A 13764-nucleotide genomic window follows, 5' to 3' on the forward strand; every position below is an offset into this window, starting at 1 on the left:
ATACGGGGGACGGGAGGGGCGGTCCGCGCCCCTGGTCCGCCGCAAAATCCTAGTGGGCTTCCAGCCAGTTATTCCCTGTTCTGGCTTCTACCAGAATGGGAACGCCGTTGGGAAGGGGAAGGGCGCCGATCATGGCTTCCTCAATCTTTGGAATGAGCTCCGTCTCGTCCTTGTGGAGGTCCACCAGCAGCTCGTCGTGAATTTGCAGGATAAGGCGGGACCTGGTGCCTTCCAGCAGCTTGTCCACATGGATCATGGCTATCTTGATCATATCCGCCGCGGTGCCCTGGATGGGGGTATTGATGGCGGTGCGCTCCGCGGCGGACTTGATGGTCTTGTTGGCGGAATTGATCTCCGGAATCATTCTCCTGCGGCCCAGCAGCGTTTCCGCGTAACCGGCCTGTTCCGCCTTGTGCACCAGGTCCTCCATGAAGGACTTGACCACGGGGAACTGGATGAAGTAATTCTCAATCAGCGTGGCGGCCTCACTGCGGGGGCAGCCCAGCCGCTGGGAAAGGCCGAAGGCGGAAATGCCGTAAATGATGCCGAAGTTCACCGTCTTGGCCGCGCGGCGCATGACGGCGTCCACCTGGTCGCGGGGAATGCCGTACACCCTGGCCGCCGTCTCCGTATGGATGTCCCGGCCTTCCCTGAAGGCCTCGCACATGGCGGGGTCTCCGGAAAGCGCCGCCATGATGCGCAGCTCAATCTGGGAATAATCCGCGGAGAGCATGGTGTACTCCCCGGAGGCGGGGACGAAGGCCGTGCGGATCAGGCGCCCCTGTTCCGTTCTTACCGGAATATTCTGGAGATTGGGGTCCTGGGAAGCCAGCCGCCCGGTAGCGGTCAGCATCTGGTGGAACTGGGTGTGGATGCGGCCGTCCCGCGGGCAGATGTACCTGGGCAGCGCGTCCAGGTACGTGCTCTTCAGCTTCATGTTCTCCCGGTAGGCCAGGATATCCGCCACAATGGGATGCTGGGGAGCCAGGGCGGAGAGGGTATCTTCATCCGTCACGAACTGGCCCGTCTTCGTCTTCTTGGGCTTCTTCACCAGCTCCAGCTCCCCGAACAGGAAATCGCCGAGCTGCTTGGGGGAATTCAGGTTCAGGGGATGGCCGGCGGCCTCTTCAATCTTCTCCCGCAGGCCGTCAATAATGGCTCCCACCTTGACGGAAGCCTCTTCCAGGGATTCCGGAAGCACGCGGATGCCGGTGAACTCCATGTCCGCCAGCACGGGGAGAAGAGGCAGTTCCACCGTGCGGAACAGCTCCTCCATGCCGCTCTCCTTCACCTGCTTTTTCAGGATGGCGGAAAGCTGGAGGGTAATGTCCGCATCCTCCGCCGAATATTTGCCCATGACCTCCACGGGAATGCCGCTGGTATCCAGCTCGCGCTTCCTGGCTCCCGGCGCGGCAATGTCCTTCAGCTTGATGGTGGAATATTGCAGCAGGTTCTCCGCCAGAAGGTCCATGCCGTGCTTCATGCCGGGGGCGATCAGGGCGTGCGCCAGCAGCGTGTCAAAAAAGGGGCCTTTAACCCGTATGCCGTTGGCGCGCAAAACTTCCAGATCAAACTTCAGATGGTGCCCGGTCTTCTCCGCAGGGCCTTCCAAAAGCGGCCTGACCGCTTCCAGGTCCGCCGGACCGGAGACAGGCATGTACCATGCCTTGTGCGGTTCCGCGCAGAAGGCGACGCCCAGCAGCTTGTCCGTGAGGGGATTCAGGCCTGTCGTCTCCGTGTCGAAGCACCAGGAATCATGCTTTTCCAGCTCGGCAACCATGGCGGAACGGGCTTCCTCCGTATCCGCAATGATATACTCGTGCTTGAAATCATCCACCGTTTTCAGATGGCGTTCCTCAAACAAATCCATTTGGCCGGAACCGTTCTGCCGCGCGTCCGCCGCAGGGGCGGCGGGAGCCTCCGCCGGGGGCTGTTCCGCCTGGGCCGGAGCAAACAAATCGTCCGCAGGGAGGGGGGACTTCCTGGCTTCCGGCGCTTTTTTCCCGAACAGCTTGGCCTGCATGGAACGGAATTCAAGCTCCTGAAGGAGGGCCAGCAGCTCTTCCGGACTGGGATCTCTTTTGACCAGTTCAGGCAGGGTCACGGTCAGGGGAACGTCCCGGTCAATGGTGGCCAGTTGTTTGGAAAGGGTCGCCATGGCTCCGTTTTCCTCTACGATCTGCCTGCGCTTCCCCTTCAGCTTGTCCGCATTCGCCAGCAGGTTCTCCACGGTGCCGAACTCCCCGATCAGCAGTTTGGCCGTCTTTTCACCCACGCCGGGAAGCCCCGGAATATTGTCCGAGCTGTCGCCCATGAGGGCCAGGATGTCGATCACCTGGTCTGCGCGTTCAATGCCCCATTGTTCCTTGAGCTTTTCCAGGTCAACCACCTCGTGGTCGTTGCCCCGCTTGCCGGGTTTCCACAAATAGCAGGTGGGGGAAATGAGCTGGCCCAGGTCCTTGTCCTGGGAAACCATGTAGGTCTGGAACTCCTTAGTGCCGTCCGCGATGCGGGCCAGCGTGCCTATCGTATCGTCCGCCTCATACCCCTCATAGCGCAGGATAGGAATGTTCATGGCCTCCAGAAGGCTGAAAATCAGGGGCATCTGGTAGCTCAAATCTTCCGGCATGGACTCCCTGTTGGCCTTATAGGCGGGGTAAAGCTCATGGCGCGCCGTGGGGGCGGAAGTATCAAAGCAAGCCGCGATGTGCGTGGGGTGTTCATGCTCCAGAATGCCCAGCAGCGTATTGGCGAAGCCGTACACGGCGGACGTGTTGACGCCCTTGGAATTGCGGATGGGGTTGGAGAAAAAGGCAAAATGGGCTCTATAGGCCAGAGCCATTCCATCCAGAATAAAAAGGCGCTTGGAAGGGGAATCAGTCATTTCTGCCCTACTTTACCATGCGGCCCAGCGGTAGGCTACCGTTAAATGCGCCTCCGCGCCCTCTGCCGGATGAAGCGCCGCAAGCCCCTGGAGGCCATTGAACGGCACGCGTCCGCAGGGACGTAACGGATTTCAGGAAAAAGTTTGCCGACGCTCATTTCAATACTACGCCGTTGCTGATCGGCATTTCCCGGAACAAAAGGAGTGCAAGCCGCCTTTCCGTCTGGTATAGAGGCGGAAACGGAGAGGATAAACATGCAGGAATTGTTGACACGGGAGGAACGTGACAGACTGGCCGAACGCCTGCTGCCGGGAGAAAAAATCCTGTGGCAGGGAAAATCCCGCTGCGGATGGTGGAGAAGGGCCGCGAAGGAATGGAAGGGAATGCTGTTTTCGGTTTTCTTTGCCGCGGCATGGGGCTGGGGATGTTGCATAGCGGCGTCCGCTCCGGTCTGGACGGGTGAGGTCATGTTCGTGCTGGCGGTCACGGGAATATGCTGTTTTTTTGGTATTGCCCTCCTCGGCATGCTTTTGATCAACGCGGTTTTGGAAACGCGCCGGGCCAACGCCGTCCTGCACGCCCTGACGAATATGCGCCTGTTGTCCCTGGGGCCGTCCGCGGACGGCAACGGCGTCCTGTTCCGGCAGTGGAACGGGGCGGAACTGCGGAAAATCCGCCTTGTTGCCCATCGGGCCGGGCCGGAAGACCTGGTATTCCGCTACCGGTTCCCGCCAAACGGAAAACCGGAGCCGCAAGGCTGGCCCGCGCTTCCCGGAGCGGAAGCGGTCTGTGAGCAAATCACGCGCCTCTTTCCCGGCGTGTCCGTATCACGGCTGCCATGAACTCCGCCAGACGGTCGGCAGGTTCCCGTGAAGGCGCCGCCAGCAGGAAGAGAACCTGGCCGTCGTAAACGAGGCGGCAGACCCAGCAGGGAGCCGGATATTGCGGCCCCCTTCTTCCCCTGCGGCAGATAGTGGCGCCTGCATGCCTCAGCCGTTCCAGTTCTTCCCCGCTCAACGGTGTATGCTCGTCCACATGAAGCACGGAGCATTCCGACAAAAGCTCCGGATCATAGTCAAAAGCATCCCGGCGCAGGCCGAACAGCCTTTTTTCCGCATGCACCCAGCCGTTTCTGGCTTCATAAATCCTCTTGCCGAACCAGATGTCCAGCAGAACCGCCAGGATTCCCACGCTTAAAAACGGGGCGAAAAGGGAGAAAACGGCTCTCATGCTCTCTCCCATAACTTCCGGCTGGGGAGGAATGGAAAGGAAAATCCATGTAAAAGCGCATGCGCCCAGCCACAGCAGCGGAAGAATCACCAGGAGAAACCCTGAAAACATGCGGTAGTTCGGGATGCCGATCATCTCAGCCGCAACATACCGGAAGCATTTTCCGCCGTCAACCGTTCTCCTTCAAGGATTGATTTCCTTGTGGGAGAACGCTATCATGCTTCCGTTTCCATGACTTACACCATCACACCCCTGATTGGAGAGGAAGCCATCCGCGCGCGCGTCAAGGAACTGGCCGCCTCCATTGACGCGGCCATGGCAGGCAGGCCCTATATTCTGCTGCTGCTGCTGAATGGCGCCATCCCTTTCGCCACGATGCTGAAAGGGCATTTGAAATCCCGGCCCGTGGTGAAAACCGTCAAGATCACCAGCTACGCCGGAATGGAACATTCCGGCTCCGTGGCATGGGATGGGGACTGCGGGCCGTTCCGGCCTGACGTGCCCGTTCTGGTGGTGGATGACGTGCTGGATACGGGCGCTACTCTGGCTGAAGTTTGCCGGGAATTGAAAAGGCAGGGGGTGCGGCAGGTTCTCACCGCCGTGGCCGTGGACAAGCACTGCTGCCGGAAAGTGCCTTTTGAAGCTGACTACGTAGGTTTTACGCAGGGAGATGAATTTCTTGTAGGCTTCGGCATGGACCTGGATGAGCGTTACCGGGAATTGCCCTACATCGGGAAAGTGGACATGGGCTGACAAATTCCCGAATTCATATTGAACAACCTGTTGAAAAAAAGTGTCCAAGCTAGTTGGAGCGGCAGAGCCATCCGCCGTCCCCGCTCAACAAGGGAAACCGGAAAGGAGAACCAAGACATGAAAATCAACAGGGCAAGACAACAGGAAAGCGTGGCCGTCTTCGGCCATGAAACGTCCCTCATCCGGGATGTTCTGGACAATCTGGAACTGGAACACGCGCTGACGTGGCTGCTGGAGGCCATCAGCCAGCACCAGTCCGGAGAATTGGAAAGCGAACCGTGGCATCTGTACCAGACCACGCTGTTTGCCATGTACGTGGACTATGACAACGGGAAGGTGCGCCTGTCCGCCGCCCTGGCATGCCACGATGCAGACCTGGAAATATCTCTGAAGGACTTTGTGGAGATACTGGGCCGGGAAGCCGCCAAGGAAGCGGACCCGCTCCACTATACTCCCGGCGCCCCCAGCAAGTGCATCCACCGCTACCGCAACCCGTATTTCAAGCGCAGGCGGCAGGAACGTGAGCCGGACATCGGGTTTTATTCCTGAGCCGGGGACCGGCACGATGCCGTATCCTTTCCAATGGCCGGGTTCCGCGGGGAATCCGGCCTTTTTGCGGGCGTTCGTTCTACCGGGGAAACGTAGGGGAAGGGCCGTGAAAAACCCGGTTTATACTGTTGCCGCAATGGATGCAGGGCAGCATGTTCATTACTGGGCGCACTGGTTCAAGCGGGCAGGGAAAAACGGAACTTTATTAGGAGAAAAAACGGCATGTCAAAATCGGCAGTGGAAATAGTGAACCTGGGGGAACAGGCCATCTAGGGAATAGGGAGGCAATCCGGCGATCAAACGATCTCCGCGGATATCCATGCCCTTTCAGCGGCTTATCATTCCCTGGCTTCCGTGCCGCGGGGAAGCGTGCTTCCCTTCTTTGTTCTGTCCAGAAACTATGATGGCCGGAATGGTTCCTTTGAACTATTTGTGGGCGGCGCACTTGAAAAAGACGGGCTGGAGCAGGCGTTTCTTCCCCCCGGGGAATATGCCGGAATGACGGTCAGGCCCCGGCTGGGATTTTTATGGGGCGCGGCCATTGGGGCCGCCAAAAGGTACTTTTACCAAAAATGGCTCCCGCAGAGCCCATACGGGACCCTGAACATGGAGTACGAACTCCATACGGAAAAAAGTATTCGCAGCCATCCTTCCATGGACCTCTTTTTTGCCGTTAAAAGGAAGGAATAACGGAAGAACCGGCGGCTGGAAGCTGGCGAGGCACATTATCCGGCTTTCTTGTCGCCGGGCCGTGTTTTCCCTGCCGGAGGCGCCAACATTGACAGTTGCCTGTGAAATAATTAGAATGGCGGCATTGGGCCCAGGGAGATCAATCGGAAAAGACGGGGAGCGGGATGAAAAATCATCATACCATCAGGATTGCGACAAGGCGGGACGCGGCAAAGCTGCTTGAAATTTATGCTCCGTATGTGGAAAAAACAGCCGTCACGTTTGAATATGAAGTACCGGAGGTACAGGAATTTGAGGAAAGAATTGGCCATGTGCTGGAAAAATACCCCTTCCTGATTTGCGAAAGGGAAGGGGAAATTGCCGGTTATGCCTATGCCGGCGTTTTCAAGAACCGTGCCGCGTACCGCTGGGCCGTGGAAACGACGGTTTACGTCCGGGAAGACCGGAAAAAAATGGGCATAGGGCGGGAATTGTACGCAGCGCTGGAAAAGATTCTTTCCTTGCAGAATATCCTGAATCTAAACGCCTGCATTGCCTGTCCGGAGGCGGAAGACCCCTGGCTTGGGCGGGACAGCGTGCAGTTCCACGAACGTTTGGGATATCAATTCGCAGGAAAGTTTCATCAGTGCGGGTACAAGTTCGGCCGCTGGTACCATATGGTGTGGATGGAAAAACATCTGGGAAACCACCCGGACAATCCTCCCGCAGTGAAAACCTTTGATGAAATAAGGGGCCTGGTTGCGGAGCAGTACGGGATTTTGTAAAGGTCCGGTCAGGTAGGAGTGCTGCCAATGCGCAAGCACGCCAAGGTATGGCCGGTATTAATGAAGACAGCTTTTAGTGGAATATGAGAATCATTGAAATCCAGGAAAAAACTCCGTTGCTGATACGGCAGCTCATGGAACTGTGGGAAAAATCTGTCAGGGAGACGCACCTGTTTTTGCCGGACAGCGAAATAGAAAATATTAAGGAATACATTCCGCAAGCATTAAGAGAGATACCTCATCTGATCGTTGCGGAGAACGAAAACGAATTTCCTGTCGGCCTGATGGGGATTGGCGGCCAGAAACTTGAAATGCTGTTCATTGCAAGCGAAGAACGGGGGAAAGGCCTCGGTAAGAAGTTGGTGGAATATGGAATCGAAGCTTATTCCATCAATGAATTGGCCGTGAACGAGCAAAATCCGCTCGCCAGAGGTTTTTATGAATACATGGGCTTTCAAGTCCATAAAAGAACGGCCCATGACGAGCAGGGAAACCCTTACCCGCTCTTGTACATGAGATTGAATTGACACGCCGCCAGCTTCCCCTTCGGCATAAGAAAGCAGGTATGGGAAAACGCCTGTTTCATGCGTGCCTGTTGTGAAAGCATTTTGCCGCCTTGCGAACGACAGGCCGGTTATTCACATAATAAAAATAGTGCTTTTTCAGAGCGATCATCCAGAATGGGCCCCGTCATGACCATCTCCCCCTTATCCGGCACAGCAGTTCGCCCCCGTTTGCCCTGGGTGGAGACTGCGCGGCTGCTGGCAACGCTGGTCGTCGTCATGCAGCATGTGCCTTCCGGCCCCTTTCTTCCCAACGAATGGCTGATCGGTCCGGCGCTGGCGACGTTTTTCCTGCTGGCGGGATATTTTTCCGCCTCCCGCCTGGAGGGGAGCGGGGCCGGAAAATGGACGGGAGGCCGCCTGCTGTCCCTGCTGTGGCCGTACCTCTTCTGGTGCGCGGCCTACTGGCTGGTAGCGGGCATGTCCCTTTCCCCTGGTTCGCTGGCTTCCGTGTTCGGGGCGGGAACGTGTCCCCTGCTGACCCCGATGTGGTTCCTGCGGGACCTGATGATTTTTACCCTGGCGGTGTTCCTGCTGCACCGCTGGCGTCCCGCGCTTTACGCGCTCGGCCTGTTCTGTCTGTTCCTGCACCGGTGGGATGACACCCTGGCGTGGCCCAGTCCCTATATGTTCGGGGACTTCGTGCTCGGCATCATGCTGGCGTCTTCCGCACCGGGTTGCTTGGACCGCTGGGGGAAGATGCCCCTGGCCGTGCACTCATCCATTATTCTGGCCTCTGCGGCCCTTGTCTGGGCAAGCTGTGCGGATACCTTCCTGGTTCCGGACGTCGCTTTTTCCGGACTGATTGTTCTGGCCTTCCTGAGCTTCGGAATAGTGGCCAGGGCCGTCAGCCCCGCACTGTCGGAACGGCTGGCGCGGTGGTCGTCCGGCAGCTTTTTCGTGTATTGTTCCCACATCTTCGTGCTGATTGCCCTGACAGGGGTGGAAACGTGCTTCCCGTCCCCGTGGGCACCCTGGGTCTGGTGGTGCCTGGTGCCTGTCGTGTACATGCTGGCGCGGGGCGTTTACCTGTTCCTCAAACGGTATTTCCCGCGCGCCCTCGTCCTGATGACCGGGGGAAAATGACCTCAGGGGCGGCGCGGACGTTTCGCCCCATCCGTTCAGGGAGCCGCCGTGCGGAAGGCCTGGACCGGAATGGCCTCTTTCCTGCCGCCTTCCCTCTGCCAGAAAAGGTCGGGAAGCCCGGGGAAGCCTTCCGTTTCAACCAACAGGGGATGCCAGCCCTTTTCCAGCGGGATGGGCTTCAGCCCAGTTTTTCCTGCATCTCCTTCCGTCGTTCCTTCCCCCATGGAGGAGGATACCTCCGCGCCGGGCTTGTAGCCGTATTCCGCATCCAGCAGATGCGCGTCGTGCAGCCTGACGAACGCTTTAGCTCCCTTTTTCGCCGGGGTTTTCATGAAGAAGACGTATTTCCCGGTTTCCGGAACGTTCAGATAGAGCTCTCTTTTCATGCTGCCGTCCTTCCGGCGGACGCCCTGGGAGGACTGCGCCGTCAGGGGAACCAGGGTGCCGGGCATTTCCTCTTTCCGGAGGGCCGGAACAGGTTCTGCATCATAGGGCCGCTGGGCAAAGGTGCCGCGCACCGGGTGGGTATAATCGTAAACGCGCCTCATTCTCAGCACCTTGTCGTGCATGATGGGTTGCATCTTTTTCCCTTCCGGCGTGTCCTTTAGGTCATGGCGTTCCGCCGGGTCCTTCGCGGTGTCGTAAATTTCAAACGGATCCGCATGGGACTGGATGTTGGTACGCACCCCCTTGTATTTGCCGAGGTAGACCATCTGCTGGTCGCCCCGGACGGCGTTCCTCCTGGACGGGAGAAAATCCTGGTAGCCGGGCGTCGTCGTCTTGTTCCGGGACATCTTGGCGCTGTATTCCATGTACAGACAGCTGTCCGGCTGGGTTCCGTCGTTCAGCAGGGTGGGGAGCAGGGAAACGCCGTCACTCCGGAAGGGAGCCCTGACGCCGCCGATGGCGGCCAGCGTCGCCATCCAGTCGTGGAACTGGGATGGATGGTCGCTGACGGAACCGGCCGGAACACGGCCGGGCCAGCGGACGATGGTCGGCACGCGGAAGCCGCCTTCCCATGCGTCCTGCTTGATGCCGTCAAAAGGTCCGTAATTGCGGAAGAACTGCGGATTCTGGCCGCCTTCGTCATGCGGGCCGTTGTCCGACGTCATGATGATGACGGTGTTCCTGTCAATGTTCAGGTCCTTGAGAGTCTGGATGAGGTCTTCAAAGGAATCGCTCAGCCGCGCGATCATGGTGGCGTACTTCTTCTGCGCCATGGGCCATTTCTTGTCCGCATACCGCGGATAGATGTAGGAGTTGATCTTGCCCTCCGCGGTATTCACCAGCTTGTGGGGCTTCCCGATCCATTGCACGCCGCCCTTTACGCCGCGGCCTTCCGGATAGGGGCCGGTGGGGATCTGGAGCTGGGAGTGGGGGGCTATGTGGGTCAGCGCCAGGAAAAAGGGCTGGCGGGGATTCTGGCGGTGCGTATCTATAATCCATTTTTTGGCGCGGGCCGTCAGCAGGTCCACGGAGTACGCCTTGTCGCAATCCGCCGTGACGCACTTGTCCCCGTCCCAGATGCCGCTTCTCTTGGTGGGGGAAATGGGATTGGGGTCTTCCTTGGGATAATGGTGGTGGCCGCTGACGTGGTCCAGGTAGCCGAAGTAGTAGTCAAAACCGCGCCTGGTGGGGTAGGACGTGGATTCCTGCGGGGTACCCGCGTGTTCCGTTCCTCCGCCTATCCCCCATTTGCCGATGAGGGCCGTCCTGTACCCGGCGGACTGCATGACGGTGCCGAGGGTGGGGGCATGTTCAATGGGAAGGTCAAAGGACCTGTCCCGGATCACCTTGGCATGGCCCTGGTGCACGCCCGTGAACAGGGAGGCGCGGGCCGGGGCGCAGAGCGGGGCGGAGGAGTAGTGGCGCGTCAGCGTCATTCCTTCCCGGGCCAGCGTCCGGAGGCCCGGGTTGTCCATGGCGGGAAGCCCCTCTTTCATGCGCTGGTCCTGGTAGGAGGGCAGGTCCCCCCAGCCCATGTCATCCATCAGGATGAGGATGACGTTGGGACGCTGGGCGGCCATGGCGAAAGGAACCGCCAGCAGGAGGGAGAGCAGGGGAAATAAATGTTTGCCTCTCATTGCTGGAATTTTATTTTTCTTCCCTGCCCTTGGCATAATAGCTTGAGTCCGCAATCCAGCGGTCTCCGGATTTTTTCACCGGAATGAAGCTGACGCCCCAGGACTGGAAGTCCCCCGTGTACGGCTGTTCAATCAGGATTTTGTTTTCCCCGGCCTTGACCTGGAAGGGAACCGGAGGCCGCGCCCACCAGAATTCCTCATTGTCAAAGGATATTTCATTGGCGGGAGAATGCCAGGTGTGCTTTTCATAACGCCGCTGGCCTGCCAGCTTGTAAGTCTGGGGGTTTTTCACTTCCTTGCCGTTCACCCATATCCTGGTACCGCACTGGGACCATTCACCGGCAACCGGAACCCCGGAGCAGCGCCGCGTGGAGCGGGCCGGAGCGTCGAACCCCACCATGGCGTACATGGTGCCCGCCCTGGGCGCGTAAAAAGTCGTCTCCGCCCAGGCGGTGTTACCGGGCTTTGCTTTGGAGAACAGGCCTTCCGCTCCCGCACGGGAGCGGAAGTACAGATTGCCGCCGCGCGCCTGGACCGGCTCCAGCCCCGCAGGGGATTTCCCCGCCAGCAGGCCGTTCCTCACTTCCTCCTGCCTGTCCTTCTGAACGGGGCCGAACACGGTCCATTCCACAAAGGAATCACGCCAGTAGGGGAAGGGCTTGTTTCCGGCCAGGGCTTCCATGCGTTTCTCAAACAGGGAGAAAGCCTGGTAGGCCTCCGTATCCTTCTCCGGCAGTTTGCCGGCAAAGCGGGAGCCATCCTCCGGAAGGCCCTTCCAGCTGCGTTCAGCCATGGCGAACATGGCGGGCCACTGGGGGCTCTGGATGGGGATGTTCTTCTTGTCCTCCACCCGGGTATCCGGCCACAGGCACTGGATGACGCCCAGGGAGTGGTCGTCGCTCTTTGCCGTTCCACAGGGCTGGCGGAAGAAATTCCTGCGCACCAGAATGCCGGGGTCAAAGGAATTGATGTAGCCTGCCGTGGAATCAAAATAGGGATTCTTCTGCTTGGCGGGGTCCGGCAGTCCTACGGAATTCTCGTCATTCCACAACTGGGCGTAGCTGTCTCCGGAAACGGGCAGGTCATTGTTGCCCGCCCACTGGATGGGCTGGCGGCCCAGAGATTTGACCTTGGCCGCCATCCGGTCCGCAAACTGCTTCCCGTTGGGGATGCGGATTTCATCCGCGCCGATGTGCAGGTAGGGGGACATCTCCACCGGAATTTCCCGGCAGAACTCTTCCAGCAGTTCCTCCAGAATCTTGATGCCCCTGGGATCGTGCATCGGGAAGCCGAAGCAGTTCTTGAAATAGGTGCTGTGCCCCGGCATGTCGATTTCCGGGATGATCTGGATGTGGCGCTTCCTGGCGTAGCGGAACAGGTCCCTGATCTGGTCGTAAGTGTAGGTGTCGTTGACGTCCCGGCCCTTGATCCTCTTGGAAGGGTCATTCAGCACAGGGTACTTCTTGCACTGGATGCGCCATGCGGGGTAATCCGTCAGGTGCCAGTGGAAGGCATTCAGCTTCAGCCGGGCCATTTCATCAATGTCCGCCTTGAGCGTCTCAATGGACCGGAAATTGCGGCCTACGTCATGCATGAAGCAGCGGATGGCGAACGCCGGGCTGTCCTTGATGTCGCAGCATGGATAATCCCCCCCGGCTCCCAGCTGGTCCAGCGTCCTGCGGGCATAAAAAACGCCTGCGTCCGTGGCGGCCCTGATCAGGATGCCGCCGGGGCGGACCTGGAGCTCGTAGCCTTCCTTGCCCAGCGTCTTGGCCAGAGCCGCGTTCTTTTTCACGGAAACAGGAGCCTTTTTGGGGCATGTCCCCGTCTTCCAGTCAACATGGGCCGGGAAGGGAATGAGGGCTGCCGGAGCGGCTTCTTCCTGCTGGAGTGGATGCGGGGAAGTCCAGTCTCCATAGGAAGAGGGGGAACAGAGCATTAAGCCTGATACCAGCAAAAGGAGGGAAGGGGATAATCGCATAATATTACTACACTTAAACGAGGAACTGTCTTTCATCAAACTTAAAATGAAGCAAAATTCCGGACTTAGGGATGTTCCGGTTTCTGCCGCATTATCTCCTCTTTCTCGTCAGGCACAGGCTTCCCAGCCCGAGCAATGCGGCAGCAGCCGAGGAAGGCTCCGGAACCGTGAGGCCCTCCATGCGGAAATTTTTTACGGCAAGCTCGTTGTAAGCGTAGCTGTTGTCGAGAACGTCGGTATTCATCACCAGATAAAAAGTGGCTCCCTGGTCAAACAAATTGCTGTAATCGTCTTTGGAAATTGTCCAGCTATAGGATTTGTTGCTGACGTCTCCCGCCGAACCGGAAATCGTAGACCCAACCTGGAGAAGAGAATCTCCCTCTCCTCCCAGACTGTACCACAGGCTGAAATTTTGAGGCTGGCCCGTCCTGTTGGTTTCGAAAAGGCCGCCTGTATCAAAGGAAATCCTCAGCGCTTCATATCCGGATATGGCGTTGGAGGACAATTCATGAAATTTGACGGCCGTAAATCCGCCTCCTGCGCCGTTGGCGGAAATCAGATTGGTAGCGCCATCCGCCGTCACGGAGGCAAGCGTACCGGTATCTCTATTCTTATTGCCGGAATACCATCCCGCATCCAGAGAGCCAAGGACGGATTGAACGGCGCTTGCGGAAGGCCCTCCGTTCGTGATCAGGGCGCCTCCGGAGGAATAATCGATGCGGGTGATGGAGGTTTTCCCCATCTTCAGCTCCGGAATAATTCCGTCAAGGGAACTCCACGCCTCCGCTCCGTGTGCCGATAGAACTGCCGCTGCGGGTAATGCCAGGAAAAAGGACGTTTTCATTTGTATGTAATTTCTGTTGGAAAGCGGAAAGGCCGCTCCGCACTGGCGCGAATTCCGCTTTATTCGCCATGAAACTACAGAATTTGCAATCCGCTAAAGAAACAGCAAAAGTAAAAAACAGACAATATTCTTACAATAAATGAATGATAAATATATCTAACATTTTATTTCCCGCTATTTCCCCGCTGGAAAAACAAGAGGCGGTGCCCGGGAAGGTCCTGACCATGAATCAAGCGAGGGAAAAAACCGGTTGACAGCGGATTGCAAATCCCTGAAACGTATTCCAATACCTGTTAGTGCGATGAAAATCAGGTGATTGGCAGCAAGAGAAAGCC

The 13764-nt window shown here is 58.1% G+C and carries 12 protein-coding genes; 7 read left to right on the forward strand and 5 right to left on the reverse strand.

What is annotated here, in order from left to right; genetic code table 11:
• Positions 1–49: 49 nt before the first annotated feature.
• Entirely contained in the window at positions 50–2884 is a 2835-nt protein-coding gene (gene polA / locus J5W70_RS11035) for a DNA polymerase I (RefSeq protein WP_022398270.1), read from the reverse strand.
• 255 nt (positions 2885–3139) lie between these two features.
• Between polA and J5W70_RS11040 the strand changes: the two genes are divergently transcribed.
• Complete coding sequence (locus tag J5W70_RS11040) at positions 3140–3727, forward strand: hypothetical protein (RefSeq protein ID WP_022398271.1); 588 nt, start codon at positions 3140–3142, stop codon at positions 3725–3727.
• Here the strand turns inward: J5W70_RS11040 and J5W70_RS11045 are convergent.
• Complete coding sequence (locus J5W70_RS11045; RefSeq protein WP_146024193.1) at positions 3684–4226, reverse strand: hypothetical protein; 543 nt, start codon at positions 4224–4226, stop codon at positions 3684–3686. The two genes, J5W70_RS11040 and J5W70_RS11045, sit on opposite strands and share 44 nt — an antisense overlap.
• Positions 4227–4346: 120 nt before the next feature.
• Here J5W70_RS11045 and J5W70_RS11050 point away from each other — a divergent pair, with 120 nt between their 5' ends.
• The 6 genes from J5W70_RS11050 (at position 4347) to J5W70_RS11075 (ending at position 8520) form a co-directional block, all read left to right on the forward strand.
• Entirely contained in the window at positions 4347–4868 is a 522-nt protein-coding gene (locus J5W70_RS11050) for a phosphoribosyltransferase (protein WP_022398273.1), read from the forward strand.
• A gap of 117 nt (positions 4869–4985) precedes the next feature.
• A complete protein-coding gene (locus tag J5W70_RS11055; RefSeq protein WP_022398274.1) occupies positions 4986–5417 on the forward strand; it encodes a hypothetical protein in 432 nt (143 codons plus the stop codon).
• A 369-nt stretch (positions 5418–5786) separates the two neighbouring features.
• The gene (locus tag J5W70_RS11060) at positions 5787–6107 is read left to right on the forward strand and encodes a hypothetical protein (RefSeq protein WP_022398275.1); all 321 of its coding nucleotides are present in this window, start codon (positions 5787–5789) and stop codon (positions 6105–6107) included.
• Between the two features lie 164 nt (positions 6108–6271).
• Positions 6272–6871, forward strand: a complete 600-nt coding sequence (locus tag J5W70_RS11065) for a GNAT family N-acetyltransferase (RefSeq protein ID WP_022398276.1) — start codon at positions 6272–6274, stop codon at positions 6869–6871.
• An 83-nt stretch (positions 6872–6954) separates the two neighbouring features.
• The gene (locus J5W70_RS11070) at positions 6955–7398 is read left to right on the forward strand and encodes a GNAT family N-acetyltransferase (protein WP_022398277.1); all 444 of its coding nucleotides are present in this window, start codon (positions 6955–6957) and stop codon (positions 7396–7398) included.
• 165 nt (positions 7399–7563) lie between these two features.
• A complete protein-coding gene (locus J5W70_RS11075; protein ID WP_180972830.1) occupies positions 7564–8520 on the forward strand; it encodes an acyltransferase family protein in 957 nt (318 codons plus the stop codon).
• A 35-nt stretch (positions 8521–8555) separates the two neighbouring features.
• Here J5W70_RS11075 and J5W70_RS11080 read toward each other — a convergent pair whose 3' ends face one another.
• The 3 genes from J5W70_RS11080 to J5W70_RS11090 all read right to left on the reverse strand — a co-directional run bounded on the left by J5W70_RS11080 (position 8556) and on the right by J5W70_RS11090 (position 13429).
• The gene (locus J5W70_RS11080) at positions 8556–10604 is read right to left on the reverse strand and encodes a sulfatase-like hydrolase/transferase (protein WP_022398279.1); all 2049 of its coding nucleotides are present in this window, start codon (positions 10602–10604) and stop codon (positions 8556–8558) included.
• A 10-nt stretch (positions 10605–10614) separates the two neighbouring features.
• Entirely contained in the window at positions 10615–12585 is a 1971-nt protein-coding gene (locus tag J5W70_RS11085; RefSeq protein WP_215833024.1) for a family 20 glycosylhydrolase, read from the reverse strand.
• 91 nt (positions 12586–12676) lie between these two features.
• Positions 12677–13429, reverse strand: coding sequence for a PEP-CTERM sorting domain-containing protein (locus J5W70_RS11090; protein WP_022398281.1), 753 nt, complete (start codon positions 13427–13429; stop codon positions 12677–12679).
• Positions 13430–13764: the final 335 nt, after the last annotated feature.

Origin of the sequence: Akkermansia massiliensis (assembly GCF_018847375.1) — a bacterium.
Taxonomy (GTDB): Bacteria; Verrucomicrobiota; Verrucomicrobiia; order Verrucomicrobiales; family Akkermansiaceae; genus Akkermansia; species Akkermansia massiliensis.